Here is a 26,577-nt window from a genome sequence, read left to right as displayed (position 1 = left end):
CAAACTAGAAAACAAAACGCCCCGCAATTATGCGGGGCGTTTTGATATAAAGATATAATACAGTTAAGCGGCTTGCGTCGCTCTTAATAACTCAAAGTGACGAGGAAATACATTTCGAATGTGGCGCTGCTCTTCCACCATATCTTTAAATGACGGTCCTTTATTCAATTGAACTATCACTTCTTGTTCATCAAAACGAAGTACTGCACCTTCGATATCGACTTCACAATCATTGTGTAATGATAAAGTGCCTTTCATACAAAGACCTTTATACAATGAAGTAAAGTTATTCATGATAACTCGAATACCCCCTTCCGAGACTTCGCTCACATGAAACAGCTCTGAAGAGAAACGTACACTAGGCCTACCACGCTTTGGGTATTTTAAGCGGTAAAATTTACGCTGTTGCTCTGCATTACTCATGATCAGCTCCTTTTAACCATAAGCCCAAGGTCATCTATTTATTATAGAGCCCCTTTCATCTTTCTACGTTATCAGATTGGGACAAATATTCCACTATTTATAATTATCGACAATAGCCGAACAAACTTTAGATAATAAAATTATATACTTATAAACACTTCAATCAGTTAATCATAAATATCTGATATAAAAGGAATTTCCACAACATCAAAAACCTTTACATTTCGTCAATTTCAACGTAAATTTCGCTCACTTTTCATTCGTTTGGTATCACTATGTCTGAGCACCGTTTAGGCAATTGGATGGCCGCTATCTCTTTCTTTTTATGGGGAATACTTCCTCTTTACTACCAGTTTTTGCCAAATGCAGCTATGGACGAACTGCTTGCGGTAAGACTCATTGCTTCTGTACCTTGTGGTCTTATCATCGTATTAGCTATCCAGCGAAAACTGCCTGACTTTAAACAAATATGGCAAGACAAGTATTCACTTAAACTGACCTTCATTGGCAGTTTAATGATGTCTATCTCTTGGACGGCGTTTACTTGGGCAATGACCAATGACCGCGTTATCGATGCAAGTTTAGGCTTTTTTATTAGCCCATTGATGATGAGTGCGCTTGGCGTTTTTATCCTTGGCGAAACACTTTCTTCTGGCAAAAAAGTCGCCCTCATTCTTGCTACGATTGGCTTGAGTTATCAAATGATTCAATATGGCCAAGTCCCTGTCATTGCTCTTATTATGGCAGTGTTCTTTACGCTTTACGGTTGGTGTAAGAAGAAGATTCGTTATAGCTGGAGCACGTGCCTGTTTATGGAGGCAGTCGTACTCTTACCTCTTGCATTCGGCTATATGGTCTACAAGCAATTCACAGTTGGGGCAGATTCTTTGAGTTCAGGTTGGGGGGATTTTGCTCTCTATTTCGGCGCTGCGCCTGCAACTCTGATCCCATTAGTGTTTTATTCCATTGCTCTAAGATACACCACCATGTCGACAGTGGGCTTAATGCAATATATTGAGCCATCCATACAATTTTTACTGGCGGTATTCTTATTCAGCGAGGCGTTTGATGAGGTGAAACTAGTCAGCTTTAGTTTCATTTGGGCAGGCTTACTTTTTACCATCTTAGATAGCCTGAGACATCGCTACCGATTCAAACGATATTGATAGGTATTAGATATAAAAAATCCCCTTTCGGGGATTTTTTGATATCTCTATTTCTACAAACCTATACTCAACATACCTTGCGACATTAAACCAACAGCAAGCAAAGCCACTAGGCTTAAGGCACAAGCACCCATTTTCTCTTTACCTTCAAATGGATTAATTCCCTGCTCTCTTTTCGCTTGAACATAGAAGTAAAGACCAGGGACATAGAGTATCGCTGACAATAGTAAGTAATTTAAACCAGAAGCATACAGTAGCCATATTCCGTAAATAGTCGCGCCTAGGCCAACTAACAGCAAGCTGCCACGATTTTTCTCTTGAATCGCAATCTTCAATACAAATGCGCCAACAAGAAAATACGGAACTAAAATCATTTCTGAAGCAATAATCAATAACGTGTCGTAAGTACTACCAGCAAACATCACCGCAATAAGTGAAATTTGAATCCATACGTTGGTTAAAGTGAGCGGTTTTACTGGGCTGCCAGCCTTATTGAGTTTGGCATAACTGGCTGGAAACATCTTCTCTTTCGCACAAAGGTATGGTGCTTCAGAGGCTAAAACTGTCCAGCTCAGAAACGCACCACAAACGGAGATCAACAACCCAACGCTGATAATGATTTGTCCCCAAGGACCTAAGATGTGAGTCAGTACTGTTGCCATTGACGGGTTTTGATAGGTTGCCAATTCTGTAGGCTTAATCACCCCCATAGATAGCAACGTAACACAGACATAAATAGCTAATGCAGTTAGCAGACCCAAAATGGTCGCACGTCCAATGTCTTTACGATCACGCGCTCGCCCAGAGACAACAACAGCCCCCTCGATACCGATAAATACCCACACTGTCACCAGCATAGTACTCTTAACTTGAGATAGAAGATCATGCTGCTCGCCAAAATGAAGACCAGTGAAATCCAGAGTAAAAGTGTCCCATTTAAATGCCACAAATACGCAGATTACAAAGATCAACAACGGTACTAATTTCGCGTAAGTGGTGACCATATTAATCAATGCAGCCGTCTGTACGCCACGAAGCACTAATGCATGTACCATCCAAAGTAAACAAGATGCCCCAACAACAGAAACCCAGGTATTACCTTGCCCAAAAATTGTCAACTCTGGTGTATCAAATAGCATTCCCAGAGTACTGAAGACAATCACTAAATAAGATACGTTAGCCAGCATCGCGCTCAACCAATATCCCCATGCGGAGCAAAATCCGACAAAATCACCAAAGCCCTCTTTTGCATAACCGAAAACGCCACTGTCAACATGTGGCTTGTGAAACGCTAACTTCTGAAACGAAAGAGCAAGGAAGATCATGCCAATGCCAGTAATGGTCCAGCCAATCATCACAGCAGCAGGGCTAGCAACAGCGGCCATGTTTTGCGGCAAGCTAAAAACACCAGCACCAATCATAGAGCCAATGACAATAGCCGTTAGAGAACTCAGGCCTAATTTGTTATCCATTTAGTTATCCGGGGTAATAGTTAATCTATTTTCAGGGGAGGCATTTTACGCCCAAAGTGAGATAACAGGCAGATCTGATGTGAGCTATATCGCATAGAAAACAGATAAAACCAAACTTTCATTGCTGCTGATCAATTCTCAAAGCGGATTATAATAATTTTACTCGATAAGCAGAAAGTAAAACCTCGCATAAAAGCTAGAAATATTACAAAAAACCGAATATATCACTAAAAATCAACTTAATTGCAACATAGGCAAATAGTAAAAGGTAATGATTTTTCGACTAATTATCCAGGAAACACCAAAAAGTATGCGTTGTAGCATCATCATTTAGAGCCAAATTTAAATCATGGTCTACACTAAAAGTATCTACTTTGTTGTTGCAACTGAGTAACCCATTACTTCCTGTGGTGTGACCGCTTTGCTGTCGGGGCTTTATTTAACCCGGCTAAAGTGGTCATTTTTTTATCTCTATAGCAAAAAAACAGCCACGTATGGCTGTTTTTCTTTTTGTAAGGTCGGGATTAATCTAGTGCTGACGATCATCGGCTCGAGCAGAGAACTCAGCTTCTTTATAGATATCGGCCAAAGAGCGTTCTTTCGCTTTCTTGCCTGATTTTACATGTGGGTGATATTCATCATCTTGTTGGCGAATAGCTTGTTCGTGCGCTTTCGCCGATTGAATAAACTCAGGATTTGACAACGCCTGTTGACGCAGGCGGTTAACTCTTTCAATGGTTTCCCAAATCATACGCGACCTCCTTATCTGGTTATACATACAGTATAGACCATTATCCTGAGTCGTCAAATAATACTGATGTTATATACAGTAAATTTGCATTTAACCAATTGTTAGGTTTTACCTATCTGATTAATCAATACAACCAATTTCCTGCCTCTGTTCGCTTTGAGTAGAATTTATAAAAAAGCACAGTTGAAGAAAGGTTTATGCAAGCACTTGTTGTAGAAGGCGGCGCAATGCGGGGAATTTTCGCCGCAGGTGTTCTCGACACCTTCATTAAAAATGATTACTACCCGTTTGATTTTGCGATTGGCGTGTCAGCAGGATCGTCTAATTTAGTCGGATATTTGGCAAAGCAGCATGGTCGTAGCTATCAAGTAATCACTGAGCTTGCGACCAACAAGACCTTTTTTAATCGCAAACGCTTTTTAAAAGGCGGTCACCTCATTGACGTGAAGTGGTTAGTCTCTGAATCGAATAAGCGTTTCCCACTCGATGAGCAAACTCTATTTAGCAATTTACCTATGCTTGCAACAGCAACTAATATTGAAACGGGCAATGCCGACTACTACCAAGTATCGAGAAACAACCTTGAGCATGTTCTTGAAGCGACCAGCGCATTACCCATTGCTTACAAACAAACACCCTGTTTTTCCGGAGGGTGCTATACCGATGGCGGCGTCGCTGACTCTATTCCTGTCGTTGAGGCGTATCGACGTGGTGCACGCGACATCACAGTGATCTTATCCCATCCTTTAAGCTATGAAATGCCCAAAACACGCCACCCTTGGTTATTTCATACTCTACTCGCCAAGCAGCCGATGATCGCCCACGCTATGGCCGTTCGAGCGGAGAACTATAATCAGTCTTTGGCATTTATTCGCAATCCACCGAAAGGCACCAAAATTAGAGTGATCGCGCCAGATGAAACCTTCAATGTGAAACGATTGACGATGAATTTAAAAACGTTAACAAACGGATATGAGATGGGGAAATTTGAAGGAGAAAAACACTTAGCAATAAGTGAAAACCGCTATGGTCTCAATGACGAAAACTGTCACTTCTGCTTTTAATCAAAATGAACAGGCCACTAAAAAGTGGCCTTAATGAAATGCTTAGTGCGCAATATCGAGTTGATTGTCTTTTACGCCGTTCACACGGAACCAACCAGCAATACTGAAGCGCTCACTGTTAGTTGGTAAAACCTCATGCGGGAACATCTCAGAAAAGAAGACAAACAAACGACCAGATTTAGGTGGAAGTTTCGCAAGCTCATTATCATCTAAATCATAAACAACAAGTTCACCGGCATCTTCCTCACTCCATTCTTCATTCATATAGAAAACAGTGGTTAATCGGCGGTTTTCATTGCCTTGGAAACAATCTAGGTGCTTTTGATAAAAATCGCCCTTCTCATACTTAGCAAAGTGAGCTTCATACTCAAACAATCCTAAAAAGAAATGACGGTTTGCCTCTAAACGAATTTGCTCCATTTTATCTAGAAACTCAGCGACTGGCTCACCCATATTCGGTTTTAGCCACTGAATTTTATCGCTACGAATAGTTGCCTCACGTGCAACTTCATCATTGCGACCAATACGCGCTTTTTTCCAATCCTCTGGAATACAATCCCTTAGCTCTGCCACTTTATCTGGTGTAAGAAAGTCATCCCACACGTAATAACCCTGAGTAAATAGAGCATCGATGAGTTGGTTCATAAGTGGTTAGTGTCCAGTGAAATAATCAGAGGACGCCTTATACGACCTTAACCACTCATCAGCAATTGAGGTTCTTTATCGTAACGACAAATTGCCGCTTCAATTTTTAAATATTGACAGTTCTAGAGACACAGGCTCACCCAACCAGTAGGCATATTCTGTATGGTCTTGATATTCATTATCAGTCACTGCGTGAACCAATACAGACAAGCTCTCGCGCGCTTCATCCAACCATGGAATGACGATATAGAATTCATTGTGATCAAACTCGATAGAAAAGCTCCAATCAATATGTGGACCGACGGGTCTAAGGTTAATCTTCCCCACTGTCAGCCCAAGCTGGGAAGATGCATGAGCATGTAAACGGGTAGCCAGAGCCTGACTCTGATTATTGAAATAGATGTGAGCGTGATAGTTTTTATAGTTATTTTGTGGATATGACATGTTAATTACTAAAACAGTGGTTGTGGTTACTCATCAAACAAAAAACGAGCAACGCTTAATTGACTAAACCGTGCTCAACCGCGTAAGTGGCTAATTCAGCCGTGCTGTGTAAGTCCAATTTATGCTTGATGTTTTGTCGGTGAGTTTCTACTGTCCGGTAACTGATATCAAGTAAGGCCGCCACTTTTTTGCTGCTATGCCCCTGCGCCACCAGCTTAAGTACCGCTTCTTCACGGCGACTTAGAGGGTTTGGTTGCTTAGCAGCTGGAGTCACCTCTTGAGAGAATAAGGTCTGGGTTACAGATTCGCAAAAATAAGTTGAGCCTTGATTAACGGTTTTAATGGCCTGAACCATTTTCTCTGCACTGATTTCTTTAAGCATGTAACCCACAGCGCCGACTTGCATCACTTTCATGATGTACTCTCGGTTATCATGCATGGTCAGCATCAAAACCTTGGCTTCTGGGTTTTCTTCTCGAATTAAGCTGGTCGCTTCAATGCCATTCATTATTGGCATACTCACGTCCATCAGCACCACATCTGGCATCAATCGCTTAGCCACTTCCACAGCTTCAAGTCCATTGCTTGCCGTGCCAATGACTTCAATCTCAGGTTCCATTTGCAATCGAGCCATAAAACCATCTAATACCACTTGATGATCATCTGCAATGACCACTTTGATTACATCACCCATACACTAGCCCATCTAATTCCAATAGCACTGTAATTTCTGTCCCAAAACCTGGCTCACTTTCTAGTTCAAAATCGCCACCAATAAACTCCACTCGCTCACGCATATTGCGCAGGCCAATGCCTCGCCTTCTAAGTGTAGCGTTGACATCGAAGCCGACACCATCATCACGAATGATGAGCTGTAACATATTGCCCATTTGCTGCAAAATCACGCTAACTTTATGAGCATTTGAGTGTTTTTCGATGTTAGTCAAAGATTCTTGCGCAACACGGTACAAAGTTGTGGCCACTTCCGATTTCAATTTGCCTGGCTCAGTCATCAAAGAGGATTCTATATCTATCCCTGAATGAGCTTTAAAATCTTGCAACAAGCTATTTAGTGCGGCTTCTAACCCTATATCATCTAACGCACTTGGTCGAAGTTGGTGCGAGATATGCCTAACTTCATTGATAGCGGTCATCAAAGAGTGTTGGGATTTGGATATATGCTGCTGGAGATCTGCTCGTTCAATTTTGCTGCTTAGTAGCTCCAGATGACATTTGCTCGATACCAATAGCTGGTTAATGCCGTCATGCAACTCTCTGGCAAGATGTTTTTTCTCATCTTCTTGAAACATCACCGTTTTATGAGCGAGCTCTTTTAAGCTTCTATCAGCCAAGCGATGCTCATGTAAGTTCACCGCCAATGTAATTACGACGATAACGGCAACGGTAATAATCACGATAACAATGACACTAAAAAAGGTGGTCTCTATGTTGTTATTGATTTCAGCTTTCAAGCGGGCCACTTCTTCGCTGATGTCTTCTATGTATAGCCCTGTACCTATCATCCATTCCCATTTATCAAGCCACGCTGCGTAGCTCAGTTTTGGAACGCTTTCGCCCGAAGAAGGTTTTTGCCATAAATACTGATGAAATCCACCGCCATCACGAGCTTCTCTCAGTAGAGCCTCGATTAAAAAGTCACCATTTTCATCTTGGATATCTATAAGATTTTGTCCAACCAAATCAGGAATGATCGGATGAACAAGGTTGATGCCTTGGTTGTCGTAAACAAAGAAATAGCCATCCGTACCATAGCGAAGCTTATTAATGATCGCTTTCACTTCTTGCTGAGCGACTTGCTCGGACAAATTAGGATCTTTATAGATATGCGATATCGCATCCATCGCCAGATCAACGCTATCTTTCAAGGCTGTTTCTTTTGATTTTATTAAGCTAGCACGAAACAGCTCGACCTCTTTCTCACCGAGCGTTTTGGCTTGATAAATAGAGATCCAACTGGTGATCGCGGTAACCAGCAACAGTGGCAATAGACTGAGGAGTATTAATTTCGCTTGTAGAGGCATTCCCTTCCCCTTAATACAACAAAAGCTACTTACCCATAAGCAAGTAGCTTTACTATAACAATGAATGTTAATTAACTGTAACTAGGCGGTCACATTCCGTAAAACTCAGGGAAAACCAACAGGCTAGCGAGCACCACTATCTGAATCGCAATAAATGGCATCACTCCGCGATAAATGTCTCGTGTCGTTACACCTTTTGGCGCAACCCCTTTCAGATAGAACAAACTGAAACCAAATGGCGGAGTTAAGAACGAAGTCTGTAGGTTCATCGCAATCAGAATCGCAAACCACGTCATGTTGATGCCTAATATTTCAGCAATCGGAGCCAAGATAGGAACGATGATGAAACAAATCTCAACGAAGTCGATGAAGAAACCAAGGATCAAGATAACCAGCATAGTGATGATGAGGAAACCCCACTTTTCACCTGGGATTTGCAACATCCACTCTTCAACTAGGTAGTCACCACCCGTATAAGTAAATGCCATTGAGAATGCGGTTGCACCAAGCAAGATAGCAAACACCATAGCAGTCACTTTTACCGTTTCTTTGGCAGCATCATAAATCATGCCCCAATTGAACTGACGGTATAGAATCGCGAGAACTATCGCACCCGCACCGCCAAGTGCCGCGGATTCTGTTGGTGTTGCCACGCCTGCGAAAATCGAACCAAGTACAACAACGATTAGTGCTAGTGGTGGCACAACGGCTTTCAGCGCCTTAAAAACCTCTTCCTTTCGACTCACATCGTCTTCGCTCGGAATTGGCTGAGCCGCTTCTGGATTTAACTTAGCGTAAATGAGGATGTAAAGGACATAGGCTCCGACTAAAACGAGACCAGGCCAAACCGCCGCTTGGAACAAATCACCAACCGGCACACCTAGTACATCGCCGAGTAATATAAGCACAATCGATGGAGGAATAATCTGGCCAAGCGTTCCAGACGCACATATAGTGCCGCACGCTAAACCCTTATCGTAATTATACTTAAGCATAACTGGTAACGAGATAAGCCCCATTGCCACTACAGATGCCCCAACCACGCCTGTCGATGCCGCTAATAGTGCACCAACAAGTACTGTCGAGATGGCAATACCACCACGAACACCGCCAAACAATTTACCCATAGACTCAAGCAACTGCTCTGCAAGACGAGTCTTTTGTAACACCAAGCCCATGAATACAAACAGAGGCACCGCCATTAATACGGTGTTTTCCATGATGGACTGGATACGATATGGCATGAAAGCGAACATATCCATACCCTCGGCCCAAACACCGAAGATCAATGCGATACCACCAAAGGTAAACGCAACAGGAAAGCCAAGTAGCAAAGCAAACAAGGCGACAAAAAACATTACAATACCGACCATGATCTTATCTCCTACTTCTGCTCGTTAGTGGTTTGATGAATAAGGTGTGGGTTGATGATCTTATTCAATGAATGCAGTAATAAACCAACGCCACTGATGGCCATAAAGAAGAAGGAAAGAGGAATCATAGCCTTGATGATCCAACGGTAAGGTAAACCACCTGGGTCTCCTGATGTTTCACCTAAAGAGTAACTCTCTTTGGCAAAATCAATTCCGTACCATGCCACCAATAGACAAAATGGGAATAGAAAAAACAGTGTACCCAGCAGGTCGATGATCGCCTGAGCTTTGTGGGACAAGCGCTCATAGAATAGGTCTACTCGTACGTGTCCGCCGGCTTTAATCGCATAAGGGACACCAAGTAGGAATACAGCTGAGAATAAATGCCATTCCATTTCTTGGAAGGCGATGGAGACATCGTTAAATGCATAACGCATCACAACGTCATAAACGACATTAGCGAGCAGTAAGATAAATAACACACTCGATAACCAGCCTAGGAAATCACCAAAGCGGTTAAATAGGCGTTCGACATATATCAGGCTTCTCATTCCCAACTCCATGGAATTTTGAAAGTGCGCCATCAGAACATGCTGTGGCGCATTATATTAATTTTTCTTGGGCTTCCCGATGAGCGGTGACAACGCCACCGCCGGGATTAGTTTTATTATTGAGCTTGGCTATTTAGGTACGCGCGGTGTGAAATATCAGTCCACGAACGTACTTGTTGTAGGTAATCAGCCTGAGACTTTTGAATCTCTTTCGCTAGATCATCTTTCTCTGCGTGTTTAGCAAGTAGACGATCATTTGCTTCACGAAGAGCTTTCATTACTGAAGGTGGGAAATCTTTTACTTCTACGTCTGGGTACTCAGATTTCATTGAAACCCAGTTCTTGCCACTTTCGTGAGTTGCTTGCGTGTACATATCATAAGCAGCGGTACGCATCGCAACACGCAAGATTTCTTGCAAGTCTTCAGGTAGACGCTCCCATACACGCTTGTTCACTAGGAACTGAAGCTCTGAACCTGGCTCGTGCCAACCTGTGTAGTAGTAAGGCGCAATCTTGTGGAAACCCATGCGCAAGTCAAGAGAAGGACCAACCCACTCCAGCGCATCGATAGTACGGCGCTCAAGAGACGTATATAGCTCTCCTGGAGCAATATTTGTTGGCTTAGCTCCTAGCTCAGCTAAAATTTCACCCGCGAAGCCTGGGATACGCATTTTCAGACCTTGAAGGTCTTCCACTGAGTTGATTTCTTTCTGGAACCAACCACCCATCTGGATATCCGTGTTACCACCAGGGAAAGAGAGAAGATTGTGTGGAGAGTAAACCTGCTCCATAAGCTCCATTCCGCCACCGTGGTAGAACCAAGCGTATTGCTCAGAAGGTGTCATACCGAAAGGCATAGAGGTAAAATAAAGCGTGTTTGGTACTTTACCTTTCCAGTAGTAAGAGCCCGAGTGACCTAAGTCATACTGGCCAGACTTAACCATATCAAAGATACCGAGTGGTGCTTTGTGCTTGTTTGCTGAATCGATACGAATTTGTAAACGACCATTCGACATTTTTTCAGCCATTGCCGCCATGTTTTTCGTTGCATCACCAAATACTGGGAAGTTTGGTCCCCAAGTTTCAGCAAGTTTTAAGCGATACACTTTTTCAGCAGCTGTCGCTGAAGTAGCCATTACAGCAAGCGCAGCCGCTATTGCAGTGCCTTTCAACACTCGTTTCAAAGATTGTTTGATTAAACTCATGTTCACGTCCTTTGTTAACCGACATACCTTTATAGGCAGTTTCTGTATCGAATACAGATTGGAACAATATCGAATAGGAAGAAATCAGCGTGAACACGCATAAAGTTTAACAAACCAAGTAAGTATTAGACCAAAGAACTACGTAGTTCTACGTAGACTACTTGCTATGAACATTTATTAGGTTCTATTTTTCAATCAGATAGCACTAAAGGGAATAGAGTGCGCGGGGAGTATATACGTAGAGATGAACCAAGCTAAAAATGTAGCAATAATGTAATAAATGTGATCGAAACAGACGCCATGAGCAAACTGTTCCATAAAAGAAAAAGCCTCGAACGAATCGAGGCTTAAAAAGTATCTGCTACAAATTAGCAGTTAACTGGTGCGGTCATTAAACGGCTTTGTAGATAACTTTGTTGCCCGCTAGCTGCTCTTTCACGACTAGGTTTTCTTCTAGTAGTTTTTTAAGAGCGCCTGTTGCCCAAGATGCTGCTTTAGCGTCTTCTTGGCCAGCTTCTAGGCCGATACCTTTAGGGTTAATGCCTTCAGCATTTGCCACAACGATATCTAGAACTTGTTGTTGTTTTGGCGTTAGTGCAACGTCAGTTGCTTTCGCGACTACAACTTTCTCCGCTGCTGGTGCTACAGCTACTTTTTTCTCAACTACAGGCTTAGCTTTCTTTGTTGCTTCAACGTTAGCAACTGTCGCTTTAATACGCTTTTGCAGTTTCATCTGCACTTTGCGCTTATGAGCAAGTCTCATCGAGTATTTCTCCATTTCACTGCATACGGAGCAGTGGTGAAAATTTGAAGCGCGTTTTATACCAAAATTTTGCGGCCATTTACAGGGTATGAGCGGCTTTATAGGGGAAAAATGCGTGATATGCTGTTATCAGACTACAATTTAATCAATACCATTAATGATCGTTTACACACTACTGAGTATATAAACAGAGGTAAAAGCGCTTAAGAGAACGGCATATGCAAACACGACATTTAACCAATCAACCTTTCAATCCTCACTCTCCAATGAGTAAAATTATTGGTTGGTTGTCTGTCGTTGCTCTGATTTTTTTGCTCATACTCTCACCAGGTTGGCAGCAGACAATATTAACCATCATCTCCGTCGGTGCTGTCTTCGGCTTTAGTTATCTCATGATTCAAAAAGCGACGGTGGGATACACATTAACCGCCACCCACTTTCAGCAACACCTGTTCAAAGGGGGTTGGGTAGTAAAGTGGAACAATGTAAGTAAAATCGGGATCTGCCAATACAATCAAGATGGGTGGGAGCAACCATTACCCTGGATTGGCATAAAACTGAAACACTATTCTCCCTACTTACAAGGCATCTGTCCCCGTATTGCAACAGAGATTTTACTTAGCCAAAGAGCGTTGCTCTATTTAGGGGCAAAACAGCAACAACAAAATGTTCAATTCGAAGATATCGTTCTCGATTCAACACCATATCGAAATAATGACGGAGAAGAATTCTCAGGCTTACAAGCAATGTTAGCCAATAGAATGAAATACCAGCGTCGCTACTTTGACTACGACATTTTTATCTCTGCCCATGACTTAGACAGGCCCGCTGATGAGTTTGTCGGTTTAATACGCCGATACTTAGCCGCTGCCGAGTCAGAATAGCAATCACAATGATAAATTTATCGCATAATAAAAAAGACCGCCGAAGCGATCTTTATAGAGAAAATGGTAATACTCGATTAGTACAACGGCATTTCATCCGCAACAAATGGGTTAGAAGCGCGCTCACGACCGAACGTAGATTCTGGTCCATGGCCGGGTACAAATCGCACATCATTACCTAATGGCCAAAGTTTTGTTTTAATCGAATTAATCAAGGTGTTGAAATCACCTTTAGGGAAGTCTGTACGACCCACAGAGCCGTTGAACAACACATCACCTACAAACGCCAGCTGTGCTTCTTCACTAAATAGGACAACGTGACCAGGCGTATGACCAGGCGTATGGATAACGTCCATTACTTGATTACCAAAAGTCACTTTATCGCCTTCGTTTAACCACTCGTGCGGTTCAAAGGCTTCTGTCAGTGGAAAACCAAACATTTGGCTTTGGCCTTCAAGACCTTGCAACCAAAAATTGTCCGCCTTATGAGGACCAACAATTTCTACTCCACCAAGCTCTGCTGCAAGAGGCTCTGTTCCACCGACATGATCTAAATGACCATGAGTAAGAACCAAGTTGACTACCTTTACACCCAACTCTTTGATCAACATGGCAAGCTGCTTCACATCACCACCGGGATCAACTACTACGCCTTCCATGGTTTCGTCACACCAAACGATGGAGCAATTTTGTGAGAATGAGGTAACGGGAACAACTTGATACTTCAGTGACATATATCGACCTTACTGGAAATCTGAACTGGCAGAACTATGACATCTGCCAACGCCTTTGACAATACTCAGATAACTAAGTCAATTACGACCAGTGTCTAACAGGGCCGGTATCAATATGAATAAAGTTACTTCTCGGGTAATAACCAACCCCACCCGCTTTCAGGCTTATCGCAGCTTCACGAACCTGCTTTAAATTCACACCATCAAGGCGGAAATCTATTGCCTGTCCTAGCATGTGATAACTCTTTTTCGCTACACCACCAGACTTAGAGCGCAATGCTTCATTTGTCGCAGGAGAACGATAGCCAGAAATCACAATCACTTCACTTTCAACGCCTAACTCGGATTGGATTAAAGAAATCTGATCGAACAAATACTTGTCCATTGGGTGAACTTCGTTACGACGAAAATCACGACATAGGTTATCTATGCGAGATAACTCGTCGGCAACGTAGTCGCGGCCATCAAAATAACACGTTTCAAGCGCTTCGCCCGTGTTTAAGCTTGTTAATGCTAAAGCGCGGGATTGGTCTGAATAAGAAGCCAGCGCTACACTCGGCGCGCAGCTAGCAACAACTAGCCCACTTCCTGCCAACTTAATAAAATCTCTACGAGAAAAATCCACAACAAAATGCCTTCATAAAAAATGGTTAATGGAAACGTGTCGAAAAAGGACACTACCTAACTCTTATATGAAGTGCAAATGCATAAAGCGTGCTAGAAATGTATTCATAGCACGCTTTATTTGCTTAACCTTTGAGCTGATTAGGAAATTTCTTACGCTGACAGATTTGTCATTTTTTGGTCAGCTTCACCCTTTTGTGTAACTAAAGGTATCTAGGCGGTAAATATCTTCCCTGTAGTGTGTTTTCCCCTCTTCAAACCATGCCGTTTGGTAAATGATGTGAACGGGAATACGCTTACGTAAAGGGATCTTCTTGTTTGATTTATCTGATGCACCTTTCATTTTTTTACCAGACAAACCTTGATGTTCTAATAATCGAGTCGCAAATACATCTGCATTTTCAACTCGAATACAACCTGAGCTAAATGCTCTTTGAGGCTTATTAAACAAACTTTTACTTGGTGTGTCGTGCAAGTAAATTGCTCGTTTGTTTGGTGTATTGAATTTGTACAAGCCAAGGGCATTAGTATTACCAGAACGCTGCGTCATTCGGTAAGGGAATGCGCTTGGATTTAAGTTATCCCAATCGATCTCTTGTGGGTCAATTCGTTCCTTAGAACCCCACTTTGGCAATATCTCTAGATTCTGTTGAGTAATGTATGCAGGGTCGGCCTGTATTTTAGGTATGATATCTTCAACCATGATTTTCCAAGGCACATTCCAAGTTGGATTCAGGATTAAAGTGTCCAGATTCGTCGTCATCAATGGTGTCGGTCGCGCTTTTCGCCCCACAACGACTTTAGATTCAAATACCGTTTTTCCATCATGCCAATAGGTCATTTCATAACTTGGAACGTTAACCAAGATGATCGTATTTCTATCAGCAGGCCAGTAGCGAACTCTCTCTGCGTTGAGCGCTAAGGTAGACAGACGAGCATCGAGGGGAAGATTCAGCCACTTTAAGGTTGCCGGGCCGATCACACCATCCTCTTTCAGTCCATGTAAACGCTGAAATTGCATGATGGCAGGTTTCAGACTCTTATCATAGTAAGTCACATCTCGACGAACATCGGTAAGATCCACATCAACGACTTCTAATCGCTCAAGCAATAATTCTCGGTTAGTAAGTTTATCACCTTGCTTAATCAACCCGGCTTGCTGGTAACTAGGTAAATCACGTTTATGATGTTTAACGATATGTAGGTAGGTATCAACCAATTGCTGATAATCAGGTGTATCAGGTGTGTAGGCTTCAATTAGCTCTGTTAGTTGCTGGTTAGCAACGGCACGCTTGGTCGCAAATATTGCGCTTTCCAATGAAGGCGTTAATGGTTGATCCAGTTTTTGTTCAAAATACCACTCGCCACCATCTAATTTCGCTTGCTCAGCATAATTTAGATAAAGCAACAAGGTATCCGTTGCGAGAAGGTCATACTCGAACCAACGATTACTTTTACGATAAAATTGTAGGTAGCTCAATTGACGTGACATCAGCGGACTAAATCCAGCGTGTTGAATCAACTCGAGCTGAAACTCAAGATTACTTCCCTGCTGTAGGTCAAACCAGATCAACTGTTCGCCATTTTCTTGATAGATCTGCTCTACCACCTCCGGATATTGGAGCAAGCCGCTGAGTCGGCTTTCAGCACTTGTCCAACCAAGTTGTTGAAAATACTCAGAGGCTAAAACCTGCAGCGGAAGCAAGCAAACCAACAACAACCAAGACTTCCTTATCCTCATTACCTAATCCTTTTTATACGTATCAAAGAAAGTATGGCAGAGAACCATAACGAAAGTATGACTTGTTTTTAAGAATCTAATAGAAGTCTTGATTATTCAATCTGTTGTTAATAGATTACTGACCAATGGTTGTCCCATTGTACGCCCGATTGGATAGTCCGTTTATGGCTAGGAGAATACTGAGTAATCACAGCTCCAGCTCCAGAGCTGACTCTGAAAAATCCATCATGTGAAACCACACCTGATGCATCGGGCAACGGAGAAAGTTCAACCAGCTCTCCCGTCTCTTTCGACCATATACCGTAACAGTTGCCTCTTGGTGAAGTCGCCAAAATCCATTCATTCGTTGCGGCGATGCTAGCAATATAATGGTTGAACCTCGCCCATTGCTCAGGTTCAGCTCTGAGTGGCAACAGTTTTCCACCTTGAGTGTGCATTGCTAGCAGTGATGGGTATTCATCAGGTTCTCCACGGTATTGCTGCCCACAAAGAACGGTTTTATTTCCATCGTGCGCGAGGTGGCGAATACTCAAATGGTGATCAGCTAAACCCACTTGTTCAATCAACTCTCCGTTTGAATCCAAGTAACTCAAGCTTGGAGCCATAGAAGAAAGGTTCAATGGTTTACGTCCATTGGTGTGAACGCCGCCAACACCAATAACCAAAGCGTCATCTGGCATAACAATCACTTCATGAGGTCCCAAGCCGAAGCCAGTAAACTCTGCAACTTTCTCATAGTTTGCTTGCACATCATAAACACCGATTACTCCGCGACTGGTTCCTCTTTCTCCCTCGGTGGCATACAACCATTGACCATCATTGGAGTAGACCCCATGTCCGTAGTAATGACGTTTTGCGGAAGCTAACGAGACTTTGATGTTCTCGCCAGTCAAATAATCAAAAACGACAAAGAACGTTCCTGGCCTTCTTGCAAAAGCAACCGCATGGTTGAGGGCTTTATTCGTCGCAACACCATGGCCACGCTCAGGAAGAGGCAGCTGACGAATAGGCATACCGAATTCGTCGGCCACAACAGCTGAGTAGCGGCCACGGCCTTGAATAGCACAACCTATTAGAGCAGGAGTTTGAGCGTTTGACGTTGAGGCGCAGCCAAAAGGCATCATTGGCGTAGCCGCGCCAAACAGCGCAGCTTTAAGTAGATTTCGCCGAGTAGTATCAGTCACCATCAGTTGCATTAAACCCTATGACAACGCCAAGTTCGATGGCGACTTCTTCATGAATAAGATACTTCAGTTGCTCTAACTTGTTGTAGTTAGAGTACGCTAAACGATAGCCGTCTTTACTTTGAAGAAGATCAAATAGGCTTTGGTCAGTTGGCCAAGTTTCGATGGTCATAGTAAATTGCTGACGAATACTATCGGCTAACCCGCTCTTACCACGTTGGCGCAATAATTTATCTAAGCCGTTGCCATTCGCAATATATAGCGCTTGCAAAGCTTCAACATTCACTTTTAAGTTCAGCATCGAAGTCTCCGAACGCCAAGACTCTGCAAAATATGGACGAGGCTGGCCGAAATTCGCAAGCGGTCGGCTCATCTTCTTCATGCTGTATTCAAGCTGATTAGATAGCAGAGAAATGTATTCCGATGTCCAAGCTTTATCATCCAAGGCAACCCAAGGGTTCACCTTCCAAGCGGTATAAATACTCTTTGCATTGTTCGCTAAATTCTCAGTGATCGCATTACCGGTTTGACACACCTGATTTGAAGAGCCTAATGTTGAAGCGGCATCATAGAGCAGCCATTCAATGGAACCCAAGCCTTGCACCGTAACACTTTGCAATGAGATATCTTGCGCTGTCCATGTTTTGTCTTGCTTAATCAGCGAAGACATTTTTCGCCCTGTTGTGTTCTTTTTATCTGGCCAAAACTGAACATTCCAACTTTGAGCTAAAGCCTGCTCAGACCCTCGCTCTTGTCCTTGCAGTGCCATCCAGCTAACCATGGTGTTATGCCACTGGTTTTGGATCTCATCTTGGCTAATTTCGCCTAGGCAGTACTTTGCAAAATCAGCATGAAGGTTATCAGCGTGTTCAGAAAAACGCTTAGCTGACGCAAATTCAACGGCGTAAACACCTTGGCTAGCGTGGTTTGTTTGCTCAGGAACAGAGCTTTTAGTTACTGTCGAAGATTGGCAACCACTAAGTATCAAAACTGCTGTCGCTAAAATCGAGAGAGTCGTCTTCATAACTAGCCCCTCTTACAAAGAATTCAAGAAAGCGATCAGTGCATCGCGCTCTTTCTGATTAAAGGTCAAGACGGTTTGTTTGGCTTTTTCCGCTTCTCCGCCATGCCAAAGCACTGCTTCCATCAGATTTCTAGCTCGGCCATCGTGTAAGAAGTAAGTATGATCGTTTACTTCCTTGGTGTAGCCGATTCCCCATAATGGTGCGGTGCGCCACTCTTGTCCGTTCGCTAAATACTCTGGACGGTTATCAGCGAGACCTTCGCCCATATCGTGTAGCAAGAGGTCGGTATATGGATGAATAAGCTGATTGGAAATAGCAGGTAGACCTTCACGCTCGCCCGTTTTTACACTCGTTTTATGACAACTTTCACAACCGGCTTTCGCGAAGAGCGCTTGCCCAGCAATAACTTGTGAGTCCTTAGTATTTCGGCGAATAGGCACGGCAAGGTGTTGAGAGTAGAATTCGACAAAATTCAAAATCTTGTCACTGACTTCTGGTTTACCACCATTTGGTAGCTCTGAGCACAAAGTCTGTTTTGTCGTACAGTTTTCATTTGGGAACAAATTACTTGTTAAGCCCACATCACCGTTGAATGCAGCTGCATTTTGCTGCATTAACGTTGGTTGGCCGGCTTTCCAGCCAAATCGACCAATAGCGAAGTCTTCACGCTGTACATCCCAAACTTTGTTGGGTTTGCCAGAGATCCCATCGCCGTTTGCATCATTTTCATCCGCCCACTCAAGCAAAGTTTCATCGGGAATGCTTTCTAATAAACCCAAGCCAATCATAATCGGAGCAACACGAGCAGAGAATTGGGTATCTGGATGCATTTCCCCATACCCTAAATCAATGATCTTCAAATTTGGCTTTCTTAGTGTCACCTGTGTACCGTCTTTAAACGTAACAGGCACATCTGAATAGGTAATGTTAATTTGGCCTTCAGGCGTTTGATCTTGCAATGCAAAATCTTGCAGCTGCCCACCGTAGGTTGGTTCTGGTATCACACCATCTTTAATAAACGCTTTCTTCTGCGCTGGCGTCATTGCCGGAATACTTAACCTGACAAGCATTGAAACAGCATGAAGATCCCCAGCTTCTGGTGGATGGCCACGCCCATCTTTGATATGACAATTTTGGCAACCGTTGGTGTTAAACAGCGGTCCTAAGCCATCTCTTGCATCGGTAGAAGCAGGAGCTTGAACCCATGGATTGCGGAAAAAGCTATTGCCGACACTAAAATCTAGGCGTTTACTCATTGGAAGATTGCCCGCAGGCATAGAGTAGGCATTCGCGCCATCTTTTTTAACGGATGTTCCACCACCTGATTTCGTATCATAGGCAGAGGCTGAAGCACTAAGCAGCAGCAGTGCGAGAAGAGTGGTTTTATTGTACGACTTCATACCAAATAGCTCACATTAGAACCTTACCCAAATGATTGATCGAAATAAGAAATATTCTCAATAAATGTAAGGTTATTAAAACAACAAAAAGGGCTCGAAGGAGCCCTTAGTATTCAAAACTACGAATTAGAATTCGTGATCAGCAGTATCTGGATTTAGGCTGTTAATACCGACGATCTTCGCAGCACGCTCAATTTGAGCTGTTTGAGCAACAAGTGAAACGATAGTTTCATTGACTAGAGCGTTGCCTTGAACGTTGCCTGAAGCGATCAGTTGATCAAAGAATTTGCCATCTTTTTCAGCAGACGTTACTAATTCACCCACTTGTGAACGTGTTACGTCGAACTGCTTCTGAATCTCTTTCGCTGCTTGCTTGTCTTTTTGAGCTACAAGGTCGTTGATGCTTGGCCCTGAAAGTAGTGAACCATCTTGACGCTTGTAAAGGCCGGTGTATACGTTGTAAATACCTTGCTCGTTGTAGTAGTGAGAGTTGTGCGTGTTGTCTGAGAAACAATCATGCTCATCTTCTGTTGAGTTTGCTTCTAAAGCTACTTTCATGCGCTCACCAGCTAACTCACCTAAAGATAGAGAACCCATGCCGAACAACATTTTACGTAATCCGTTTTGTGATGAGTCACCTAGCAACTCTTCGCGGTAGTTGCCTTTCACATCCGCAGACCACTGCTTTTCCATCCACTCAAGATCTTGAATCAGAAGTTGAGATGCAGCTTGTAGGTACTCACCACGACGGTCACAGTTGCCATTAGTACAACCTTTACCGACAACAAAGTCAGTGTAAGCACGCTGACCCGCGCCAGCGTTGGTTCCATTAAGATCTTGGCCCCAAAGTAGGAATTCAATCGCGTGGTAGCCTGACGCAACGTTTGCTTCAGAGCCACCGACTTCGTTGAGATCAGCAATCGACTCAGGTGTCAGCTTTGCAACATCTAAAGTGTTTGCACCAATTTTAAGCTGCTTATTAGCAACGATATTTGCGTTGGCACCTTCATTACCCAGTTCATATTGATAATCTGTTGATACGTAATCAATTAAGCCTTCATCTAATGGCCATGCGTTGAGTTGTCCTTCCCAATCATCAACAACCGCGTTACCAAAACGGAATACTTCAGACTGTTGGTATGGTACGCGAGAGTCAAGCCAAGCTTGTTTTACTTCTTCTAACTTTGCCGCAGAAGGTGCAGCAAGAAATGATTCGATAGACTGGTCAAGTTTTTTTGCGGTAATCACTGAATCTTCAAATACAGCGTGCGCGATATCTGCATAGTGTTCTACCACTTGCTCTTGAGTAACGTTAGCAGCAAAAACTGAACTGCTTGCCAGCACCAAAGTAGCGGTAACTGATTGCGCCAATAGTGATTTTACATTCATGGAAAAGCATCCTTGTTGAGCTTAATATTCATTCTTATTGGTGAGTGCTAATTGTTCTCATTTGCACTATCAGGCGCAATAATACAAACTTACACTTTTTTTGCAAGCTAGAAACAAAAAAGCCTCACAGAAGTGAGGCTTTTATCAACATAGATGAAATAAGGAGTTATAGCTTAAGGTGATGCTTCCCGTGAGACACTTTCGCTTTTAGGTAGCCTTCATTACCGTCTTTTACATGGGCAGATGTATTGACAACGTGTTCGATTTCAATTCCATGCTCTTGCAGTTCACGAATCTTTTTTGGGTTATTCGTAACAAGGCGGATTTTATGCACATCAAGAGCTTGCAACATTTGCGCAGCTTCAGTGAAATCACGTAAATCATCACCAAAACCAAGGTGATTATTTGCTTCGTACGTATTCATGCCTTCACTTTGTAACTTGTACGCATCAATCTTATTGTATAGCCCAATACCGCGGCCTTCTTGGCGTAGATAAAGGATAATACCACCAGACTCACCCATACGATTGATCGTCTCTTCTAGCTGCTCGCCACAATCACATCGAGATGAGTGGAATACATCACCAGTCAAGCACTCTGAATGCATGCGAACTAGCGGTGTCACCTGAGTTTGATCAGCTTGTTTAAAGATGACCGCGACGTGCTCTTTATCCGTTTTCAGCCCTGAAAACGATAAAATCTCGGCCTCAATGTCACTTTTTGTACCTACTTTGAAGTCTACTCTGGCTCTTACTTCCGCCATATTCCTACTCACTTGAATCTTGGTCGTTTCTATTTCTATCACACTAGAAATCTCTTATTGGTCTAACTATGGGGACTCATACTTGATAAATCAATGGTTAGATCACTTTTGTTATAATATAACAATTTAACATCTAGGCAATAAAAAACCCCAACAAAATTGTTGAGGCTTAACAAATCGGTGCGAAACAAAGTTATTCAGCAATTCTGTGTCGTTTTCCAAACCGCATGCTCAATCCAGAGTGATTCCAACTCATGCAACTCTTCTTCGGTTAGCAAAGCTAGTGTCGACATTGTCTGCAGGTGGGCAGTCGACTGTATATTGCTAATCTGAGCATAAAAGTCTTTTCTAAGCTGTGCTTTATTTGTATCCACGACTTTCCCTGAAACTTATAAAATAAGTAAATAGTAACTTTAATTCCCTTCTGTCTAAAAAATGATAACAAATTACACTGTTTGCGCAAAAGTGAATCCTATTTTTGGGTATAAAGTCACATATTAGTTGTGGATATTCACTTTACAACTTATTGAATATTAAAGATCTTATTGGATCGTTTAAAACAGCTCCACATCATCAAAAGGATCTGACTCTGTGTCAGAGTTACGCTCAGAAGCGATATCTTCATAACACTGAATTTGGTTTCGACCACTCTCTTTAGCCAAATAAAGCGCTTTATCAGCATGATCAAGAATTGTAGGTAAATACTCATTGTTAGAGATGGCACAGACACCACAGCTAAGCGTTATTTGTTCAACCTGAGGAAATCGATATAACTCAATATGTTGTCGAAAACCATTGAGCATAGAAATCACTGACCGCTTATCTTGGGGCGGGAGTAAAATAACAAACTCTTCACCGCCAAAACGAAACAGCTGCTCTCGATTTGAGAAATAACTTTGCATCTGTTGTGCAAACATTAGCAAAACTTCATCTCCTATCATGTGGCCATAAGTATCGTTGATCTGTTTAAAATGATCTAAGTCGATGATTGCGACCCATAAATTGAGATCACCTGAACTGGTAGAAGCAATATCAAAGCAGTGAGAGAGTCTTTCTTCTAATGTTCGACGATTGAGTAAACCTGTCAACTTATCACGCTCGCTTTCATGCAAAACGATCAAATAGTTTTTGTATATTTTGGCAAACCCGTCAATCAACAACTTGTACTCTTCAATAGAGCCTTTAATTTCAACATGAAGGACTGCCGAACTATCATCCGAAATTGGAATAGGGAACTGGTAGATAGTCTCGCCCTTCTCTCCCTGAAAACTGACGATTTCATTACTTTCGTGGTTATGATGACAGTTTTCTACGGATTGATCGTAATACCAATGAAAAGAGTGACTTTCTTCGTCATAGGAGACTTCTGCAACAATGACTGCTGTAGAGTTGATGAAGTGTTTTAGGCTGGCATACTTCACTGGCATCATTTCAGTCATTGTTGCTACGAGACAATGACCAAGAGATATCGTATTTCGTTGCTCTGTTATTTCAACCACAGAACTCAGTATCCTATCTTCCATTCTCAGCCAACTCTATTTAGGAATGATAATTAGGATTATAGGTAACAAATAATGATTATGTCGTTAGTTTCATAAGAAAAAAGCAGGCAATGCCTGCTTCTGTTTATTTTCGGTAACCGAGTTTCACGCTACCTTTGGTATCAAACCATAACGCTTCAGCACGTCGGCGGCCTATTAGTATTGGGCCATCATCGTAAAACAAAAAGTTCTTCCAGTGCTTTTTAAATACCGACCATTTCGTTTCAATGACATTGTATTTCTCATAACAGAAATAGACAGTCACATCATCTTGCCAATCTAAGAAACTTAGTACTTCCTCTGGCAACGATTCATCATCAGATTCCCAAGCGGCCATCCAATCAACGCTTTCTTTCCAATTTGACTCTGACATCGGCCAATCACCAGATGCCATGCGATCAGCGTCAGGGCTTTGAGCACTGATGTTTTCTTTCCATAACTGCGCAGCCCTTGCTTGACTCATTGGCTTGATCGCCTCCAAGTCTTGCTCTGGCACAGGCATTGACTGGTGAGTAAAAATCCATTTTCTTTGGTATTCATCCAAAGTTAGATACGACATTCATTTACCTCTTTAACGCAGAATATCAGGCTTTGAGCCATCCATTTGCTGTGGCTTCTTCGATCACTTGCTGTGCTTTTTCCCACAGAGCTTCGGAGCCAAATTCAATTTTTCTGTTTATTGTTAATGCTTGCTGACGAGTCACACCATGTTCTTGCCAACTTTGGCCATTATTATGGTAGTTCAGCAGCATTGGAATAGTTCTATCTAGTGCTTTAGCAAACTTTGCATCTGCCGACTCCGCTTGTTCAAACTCCAACCATAGAGCGAGCAGCGATTTACCTTGATCTTCAGGCAACATACCAAATAGGCGATGTGCGGCCTCAAGCTCTTTCGCTTCCTGTTCTTGTGACGCGGCGACATCATAAACAAAGGTGTCACCCGCATCAATTTCTACAACATCATGCAGCAGTAACATCTTAACGACCCGCGCAATATCAACAGGTTCATTGGCATGTTCTTCCATTAATATTGCCATGAGTGCAACGTGCCAACTATGTTCTGCGCTGTTTTCTAAACGCCCCTCTGCACTTTTTACGCGCGTTCTTCTCAATACAGACTTGAGCTGATCGAGCTCCATGAGTAAAGACAACTGTTGCTCTAAACGATTCATTAATCAGCCTTCCATTTAGGGTTGATGAGCGCGGTGAGATTGTGGTCTTCCCATTGACCATTTATCAACAGGTAGTCTTTGGCAAAGCCTTCTCGCACAAAGCCCAATCTTTCGAGTACAGCCTCACTGCGTTTATTGCGAGGCATATAGCCAGCCATAATACGGTGAAGATTCTGGATAGAAAACATATAGTTCACAGCCATTTTGAGCGCTCGAGTCATCACTCCTCTCCCTTCAGCCGCCTGAGAGAGTGAATAGCCAAGATTGCAAGCATGAAATGGGAAACGAGATAGATTGCTAAATGAGACAGTACCCAACATTTCTTGACTCTGAGCATCAATGATCAACAAGTAGTAACCCAGTCCCATTCGGTGGAGCTCATTGAGTTTTATCAACCGTTGAGTCCAACCTGAAGCACTAAAAAAAGCCTCTTCACGTCTAGGTTCCCACTCACGTAGACGATCTCGATTAGCAATAAAGTAATCTGAGATTAGCTGCCCATCGGTAGGCTCTGCGGTACGCAAAATAATATCACCATCTTGCTCAAAGACTTGTTGAGGGGTACTGACTCTTTCCATTAGTTCTTACGAATTCCGTATTCTCGTAGCTTATTCGCCACTGAGGTGTGTGAAACATTCAATCGTTTTGCCAGTTTTCGACTCGATGGGAATGATTGGTAGAGGCGCTCCAAGACTTGCGACTCGTAATCTTTCATGATTTCATCTAACGAGCCATCTAAATTGATCGTAGGCAGGTTAGCCGAAGCAGAATCGAGCTGAGGTAAGTGGAACAGTTCAGCGTTTAAGATTTCTGTCTCTAACTCGGTCAATGCGCGCAGCACCATGTTCTCCAATTGACGCATATTGCCAGGCCATTGATAAGTGACTAGCTGGTCGATCAGGGTGTCACTTAACTCAGGCTTAGCAATACCCAGTTGTTTGACGTATTTGGCTACAAACAGATCAAGTAACGGCGCGATATCGTTAGAACGCTCACGTAGTGGTGGAATGATCAAAGTAAGAACATTCAAACGATAGAATAGGTCTTCACGGAAATTGCCAGACTCAGCTAAGTCAGCTAAATGATGGCGAGTCGATGCGATCACTCGAACATCAACATGAATCTCATCTTCTTCACCGACACGGCGGAACGTTCCGTCTTGTAGTAAACGGAGCAATTTGATTTGCAGATGTGGGCTCATCTCGCCAATTTCATCAAGGAAGACGGTACCGCCATTTGCTTGTTCAAAGATCCCTTTATGCCCTTGATCGTGATTAAACGATCCTGGTGCATGACCGAATAACTCGGTCTCAGCCACATCATCCGGCATGGACGCACAGCTTAGAACTAGAAATGGGTTGCTCGCTCGATGTGAACGATTATGACAAGCGCGTGCAAGCATCTCTTTGCCCGTGCCAGTTTCACCTTGAATTAAAAGTGGCTGGTCCAACATTGAGAGTTTTTTCGCTTGGCTGATGAGCGCTTTGTGGCGATTTGAAACACCAACAAAATGTTCAAAGCCTAGGTTATTATGCAGCGGTAAAATCTCATCAAAGAGATGTTTCTCTTGAGAGGAGCGAATTGTCATTACCGTACTCGCAAGAATCGATTCATTGCCTTCGCCCGCAATATAGACAGGCATGATTTCCATAGCATAATCAAGGCCACCCAAAACGATATTCTCTCGTTGGCGGGTAATGGTACCTTCGCTCCATTTCGCAAAATTAAAGCTAGGGATCAAGGTCGAGATTGGGTGACCAATCATCTCATCTTGTTCTTGATTGAATAAACCAAGCGCGGCATGGTTCGCCATATCAACGTTGCCTTTGAGATCAATCGCTAATACGGGTTCAGGTAAGCTATTAAGAAGTGAGATAAGCTCGGTGTTATGCCTTTCAATTGGCATAAACTGAATCTTACGTACATCTTTAACGCCAGCAATTCGGCGAATCTCGGCCATGAGTTCACTGAAGGTATCGAAATCGATGTCCGGGCAGTTAAGATAGATAATGCCTGAGATATCAATTTCAATACCCCGTAAATCAATACTCTTTGATGCAAGAATATCGAGTAGCTCACGAGTCAGGCCAAGCCTGTCTTCACAAAAAACTTCTAGACGCACAGATAGGTTCCTAGCTAAGGTGTCACGAAAAGTTGACAGTAGTTTCCCTTAAGCCTAGATCCTCGTCAAGCAAAGCAATAACACTTGCTTCACATTCGC

The 26,577-nt window shown here is 42.9% G+C and carries 27 protein-coding genes; 3 read left to right on the top strand and 24 right to left on the bottom strand.

Annotation, left to right across the window (positions count from 1 at the left end):
- Positions 1–63 precede the first annotated feature (63 nt).
- Positions 64–423 carry a PilZ domain-containing protein gene (locus GVO60_RS06880; protein ID WP_159652205.1) on the bottom strand — a complete coding sequence of 120 codons (360 nt, stop codon included), beginning with the start codon at positions 421–423 and terminating at the stop codon, positions 64–66.
- A 275-nt stretch (positions 424–698) separates the two neighbouring features.
- Between GVO60_RS06880 and rarD the strand changes: the two genes are divergently transcribed.
- Positions 699–1,589 (top strand): EamA family transporter RarD, encoded by an 891-nt coding sequence (gene rarD, locus GVO60_RS06875; RefSeq protein WP_159652203.1) that lies wholly within the window; start codon positions 699–701, stop codon positions 1,587–1,589.
- Positions 1,590–1,642: 53 nt separating this feature from the next.
- On the opposite strand, the gene GVO60_RS06870 is transcribed toward rarD, so the two are convergent.
- Entirely contained in the window at positions 1,643–3,061 is a 1,419-nt protein-coding gene (locus tag GVO60_RS06870; protein WP_159652201.1) for a basic amino acid/polyamine antiporter, read from the bottom strand.
- Between the two features lie 529 nt (positions 3,062–3,590).
- A complete protein-coding gene (locus GVO60_RS06865) occupies positions 3,591–3,812 on the bottom strand; it encodes a hypothetical protein (RefSeq protein WP_159652199.1) in 222 nt (73 codons plus the stop codon).
- 197 nt (positions 3,813–4,009) lie between these two features.
- Between GVO60_RS06865 and GVO60_RS06860 the strand changes: the two genes are divergently transcribed.
- Entirely contained in the window at positions 4,010–4,876 is an 867-nt protein-coding gene (locus tag GVO60_RS06860) for a patatin-like phospholipase family protein (protein ID WP_159652197.1), read from the top strand.
- A 42-nt stretch (positions 4,877–4,918) separates the two neighbouring features.
- On the opposite strand, the gene GVO60_RS06855 is transcribed toward GVO60_RS06860, so the two are convergent.
- The 8 genes from GVO60_RS06855 to GVO60_RS06820 all read right to left on the bottom strand — a co-directional run bounded on the left by GVO60_RS06855 (position 4,919) and on the right by GVO60_RS06820 (position 11,899).
- Positions 4,919–5,521: a 2OG-Fe(II) oxygenase gene (locus tag GVO60_RS06855; RefSeq protein ID WP_159652195.1), complete on the bottom strand. Its 603-nt coding sequence runs from the start codon at positions 5,519–5,521 to the stop codon at positions 4,919–4,921.
- Between the two features lie 99 nt (positions 5,522–5,620).
- Positions 5,621–5,965, bottom strand: coding sequence for a DOPA 4,5-dioxygenase family protein (locus GVO60_RS06850; RefSeq protein WP_159652193.1), 345 nt, complete (start codon positions 5,963–5,965; stop codon positions 5,621–5,623).
- A 55-nt stretch (positions 5,966–6,020) separates the two neighbouring features.
- Positions 6,021–6,659, bottom strand: coding sequence for a response regulator (locus tag GVO60_RS06845; RefSeq protein WP_159652191.1), 639 nt, complete (start codon positions 6,657–6,659; stop codon positions 6,021–6,023).
- Positions 6,652–8,007, bottom strand: a complete 1,356-nt coding sequence (locus GVO60_RS06840; protein WP_159652189.1) for a cache domain-containing protein — start codon at positions 8,005–8,007, stop codon at positions 6,652–6,654. Before GVO60_RS06840 ends, GVO60_RS06845 begins: the two co-directional genes overlap by 8 nt.
- Before the next feature lie 89 nt (positions 8,008–8,096).
- Positions 8,097–9,380 (bottom strand): TRAP transporter large permease, encoded by a 1,284-nt coding sequence (locus GVO60_RS06835; protein WP_159652187.1) that lies wholly within the window; start codon positions 9,378–9,380, stop codon positions 8,097–8,099.
- An 11-nt stretch (positions 9,381–9,391) separates the two neighbouring features.
- Positions 9,392–9,931, bottom strand: a complete 540-nt coding sequence (locus GVO60_RS06830) for a TRAP transporter small permease subunit (protein WP_159652185.1) — start codon at positions 9,929–9,931, stop codon at positions 9,392–9,394.
- A gap of 116 nt (positions 9,932–10,047) precedes the next feature.
- On the bottom strand, positions 10,048–11,136 hold the full coding sequence (locus GVO60_RS06825; protein WP_159652183.1) for a TRAP transporter substrate-binding protein: 1,089 nt from the start codon (positions 11,134–11,136) through the stop codon (positions 10,048–10,050).
- Positions 11,137–11,527: 391 nt separating this feature from the next.
- Complete coding sequence (locus tag GVO60_RS06820; protein ID WP_159652181.1) at positions 11,528–11,899, bottom strand: MarR family transcriptional regulator; 372 nt, start codon at positions 11,897–11,899, stop codon at positions 11,528–11,530.
- 218 nt (positions 11,900–12,117) lie between these two features.
- On the opposite strand from GVO60_RS06820, the gene GVO60_RS06815 reads away from it, so the two are divergent.
- On the top strand, positions 12,118–12,783 hold the full coding sequence (locus GVO60_RS06815) for a DUF2982 domain-containing protein (RefSeq protein WP_159652179.1): 666 nt from the start codon (positions 12,118–12,120) through the stop codon (positions 12,781–12,783).
- A 77-nt stretch (positions 12,784–12,860) separates the two neighbouring features.
- Here the strand turns inward: GVO60_RS06815 and GVO60_RS06810 are convergent, their stop codons facing one another.
- The 13 genes from GVO60_RS06810 to tyrR all read right to left on the bottom strand — a co-directional run bounded on the left by GVO60_RS06810 (position 12,861) and on the right by tyrR (position 26,478).
- Positions 12,861–13,517: an MBL fold metallo-hydrolase gene (locus GVO60_RS06810; RefSeq protein WP_159652177.1), complete on the bottom strand. Its 657-nt coding sequence runs from the start codon at positions 13,515–13,517 to the stop codon at positions 12,861–12,863.
- A gap of 82 nt (positions 13,518–13,599) precedes the next feature.
- Complete coding sequence (gene mepK, locus GVO60_RS06805; RefSeq protein ID WP_159652175.1) at positions 13,600–14,142, bottom strand: peptidoglycan L,D-endopeptidase MepK; 543 nt, start codon at positions 14,140–14,142, stop codon at positions 13,600–13,602.
- Between the two features lie 186 nt (positions 14,143–14,328).
- Positions 14,329–15,882, bottom strand: coding sequence for a L,D-transpeptidase family protein (locus GVO60_RS06800; protein WP_159652173.1), 1,554 nt, complete (start codon positions 15,880–15,882; stop codon positions 14,329–14,331).
- Between the two features lie 107 nt (positions 15,883–15,989).
- Positions 15,990–17,078: a DUF1513 domain-containing protein gene (locus GVO60_RS06795; protein WP_174855870.1), complete on the bottom strand. Its 1,089-nt coding sequence runs from the start codon at positions 17,076–17,078 to the stop codon at positions 15,990–15,992.
- Entirely contained in the window at positions 17,059–18,090 is a 1,032-nt protein-coding gene (locus GVO60_RS06790; RefSeq protein ID WP_159652169.1) for an imelysin family protein, read from the bottom strand. Before GVO60_RS06790 ends, GVO60_RS06795 begins: the two co-directional genes overlap by 20 nt.
- 12 nt (positions 18,091–18,102) lie before the next feature.
- Complete coding sequence (locus GVO60_RS06785) at positions 18,103–19,491, bottom strand: di-heme oxidoreductase family protein (protein ID WP_159652167.1); 1,389 nt, start codon at positions 19,489–19,491, stop codon at positions 18,103–18,105.
- Positions 19,492–19,617: 126 nt separating this feature from the next.
- Positions 19,618–20,880, bottom strand: coding sequence for an imelysin family protein (locus GVO60_RS06780; RefSeq protein ID WP_159652165.1), 1,263 nt, complete (start codon positions 20,878–20,880; stop codon positions 19,618–19,620).
- A 166-nt stretch (positions 20,881–21,046) separates the two neighbouring features.
- Complete coding sequence (locus GVO60_RS06775) at positions 21,047–21,643, bottom strand: GTP cyclohydrolase II (RefSeq protein ID WP_159652163.1); 597 nt, start codon at positions 21,641–21,643, stop codon at positions 21,047–21,049.
- A 554-nt stretch (positions 21,644–22,197) separates the two neighbouring features.
- Positions 22,198–23,166, bottom strand: a complete 969-nt coding sequence (locus GVO60_RS06770) for a GGDEF domain-containing protein (RefSeq protein WP_159652161.1) — start codon at positions 23,164–23,166, stop codon at positions 22,198–22,200.
- A 103-nt stretch (positions 23,167–23,269) separates the two neighbouring features.
- Positions 23,270–23,743: a DUF2947 domain-containing protein gene (locus GVO60_RS06765; protein WP_159652159.1), complete on the bottom strand. Its 474-nt coding sequence runs from the start codon at positions 23,741–23,743 to the stop codon at positions 23,270–23,272.
- 25 nt (positions 23,744–23,768) lie between these two features.
- Positions 23,769–24,356, bottom strand: coding sequence for an HD domain-containing protein (locus GVO60_RS06760; protein ID WP_159652157.1), 588 nt, complete (start codon positions 24,354–24,356; stop codon positions 23,769–23,771).
- Entirely contained in the window at positions 24,356–24,934 is a 579-nt protein-coding gene (gene rimJ / locus GVO60_RS06755) for a ribosomal protein S5-alanine N-acetyltransferase (protein WP_159652155.1), read from the bottom strand. Before rimJ ends, GVO60_RS06760 begins: the two co-directional genes overlap by 1 nt.
- Complete coding sequence (tyrR, locus tag GVO60_RS06750; protein WP_159652153.1) at positions 24,934–26,478, bottom strand: transcriptional regulator TyrR; 1,545 nt, start codon at positions 26,476–26,478, stop codon at positions 24,934–24,936. Before tyrR ends, rimJ begins: the two co-directional genes overlap by 1 nt.
- Positions 26,479–26,577: the final 99 nt, after the last annotated feature.

The sequence above is a fragment of the Vibrio atypicus genome, from assembly GCF_009811315.1.
Taxonomy (GTDB): domain Bacteria; phylum Pseudomonadota; class Gammaproteobacteria; order Enterobacterales; family Vibrionaceae; genus Vibrio; species Vibrio atypicus.
Note: the sequence above shows the minus strand (reverse complement) of the source record. Positions and strands in the feature narration are given on the sequence as shown.

What these genes read in the sequence shown, in the direction of transcription:
- GVO60_RS06880 (WP_159652205.1), bottom strand. Translation starts at nt 423, where the DNA reads ATGAGTAATGCAGAGCAACAGCGTAAATTTTACCGCTTAAAATACCCA.
- rarD (WP_159652203.1), top strand. Translation starts at nt 699, where the DNA reads ATGTCTGAGCACCGTTTAGGCAATTGGATGGCCGCTATCTCTTTCTTT.
- GVO60_RS06870 (WP_159652201.1), bottom strand. Translation starts at nt 3,061, where the DNA reads ATGGATAACAAATTAGGCCTGAGTTCTCTAACGGCTATTGTCATTGGC.
- GVO60_RS06865 (WP_159652199.1), bottom strand. Translation starts at nt 3,812, where the DNA reads ATGATTTGGGAAACCATTGAAAGAGTTAACCGCCTGCGTCAACAGGCG.
- GVO60_RS06860 (WP_159652197.1), top strand. Translation starts at nt 4,010, where the DNA reads ATGCAAGCACTTGTTGTAGAAGGCGGCGCAATGCGGGGAATTTTCGCC.
- GVO60_RS06855 (WP_159652195.1), bottom strand. Translation starts at nt 5,521, where the DNA reads ATGAACCAACTCATCGATGCTCTATTTACTCAGGGTTATTACGTGTGG.
- GVO60_RS06850 (WP_159652193.1), bottom strand. Translation starts at nt 5,965, where the DNA reads ATGTCATATCCACAAAATAACTATAAAAACTATCACGCTCACATCTAT.
- GVO60_RS06845 (WP_159652191.1), bottom strand. Translation starts at nt 6,659, where the DNA reads ATGGGTGATGTAATCAAAGTGGTCATTGCAGATGATCATCAAGTGGTA.
- GVO60_RS06840 (WP_159652189.1), bottom strand. Translation starts at nt 8,007, where the DNA reads ATGCCTCTACAAGCGAAATTAATACTCCTCAGTCTATTGCCACTGTTG.
- GVO60_RS06835 (WP_159652187.1), bottom strand. Translation starts at nt 9,380, where the DNA reads ATGGTCGGTATTGTAATGTTTTTTGTCGCCTTGTTTGCTTTGCTACTT.
- GVO60_RS06830 (WP_159652185.1), bottom strand. Translation starts at nt 9,931, where the DNA reads ATGAGAAGCCTGATATATGTCGAACGCCTATTTAACCGCTTTGGTGAT.
- GVO60_RS06825 (WP_159652183.1), bottom strand. Translation starts at nt 11,136, where the DNA reads ATGAGTTTAATCAAACAATCTTTGAAACGAGTGTTGAAAGGCACTGCA.
- GVO60_RS06820 (WP_159652181.1), bottom strand. Translation starts at nt 11,899, where the DNA reads ATGAGACTTGCTCATAAGCGCAAAGTGCAGATGAAACTGCAAAAGCGT.
- GVO60_RS06815 (WP_159652179.1), top strand. Translation starts at nt 12,118, where the DNA reads ATGCAAACACGACATTTAACCAATCAACCTTTCAATCCTCACTCTCCA.
- GVO60_RS06810 (WP_159652177.1), bottom strand. Translation starts at nt 13,517, where the DNA reads ATGTCACTGAAGTATCAAGTTGTTCCCGTTACCTCATTCTCACAAAAT.
- GVO60_RS06800 (WP_159652173.1), bottom strand. Translation starts at nt 15,882, where the DNA reads ATGAGGATAAGGAAGTCTTGGTTGTTGTTGGTTTGCTTGCTTCCGCTG.
- GVO60_RS06795 (WP_174855870.1), bottom strand. Translation starts at nt 17,078, where the DNA reads ATGCAACTGATGGTGACTGATACTACTCGGCGAAATCTACTTAAAGCT.
- GVO60_RS06790 (WP_159652169.1), bottom strand. Translation starts at nt 18,090, where the DNA reads ATGAAGACGACTCTCTCGATTTTAGCGACAGCAGTTTTGATACTTAGT.
- GVO60_RS06785 (WP_159652167.1), bottom strand. Translation starts at nt 19,491, where the DNA reads ATGAAGTCGTACAATAAAACCACTCTTCTCGCACTGCTGCTGCTTAGT.
- GVO60_RS06780 (WP_159652165.1), bottom strand. Translation starts at nt 20,880, where the DNA reads ATGAATGTAAAATCACTATTGGCGCAATCAGTTACCGCTACTTTGGTG.
- GVO60_RS06775 (WP_159652163.1), bottom strand. Translation starts at nt 21,643, where the DNA reads ATGGCGGAAGTAAGAGCCAGAGTAGACTTCAAAGTAGGTACAAAAAGT.
- GVO60_RS06770 (WP_159652161.1), bottom strand. Translation starts at nt 23,166, where the DNA reads ATGGAAGATAGGATACTGAGTTCTGTGGTTGAAATAACAGAGCAACGA.
- GVO60_RS06765 (WP_159652159.1), bottom strand. Translation starts at nt 23,743, where the DNA reads ATGTCGTATCTAACTTTGGATGAATACCAAAGAAAATGGATTTTTACT.
- GVO60_RS06760 (WP_159652157.1), bottom strand. Translation starts at nt 24,356, where the DNA reads ATGAATCGTTTAGAGCAACAGTTGTCTTTACTCATGGAGCTCGATCAG.
- rimJ (WP_159652155.1), bottom strand. Translation starts at nt 24,934, where the DNA reads ATGGAAAGAGTCAGTACCCCTCAACAAGTCTTTGAGCAAGATGGTGAT.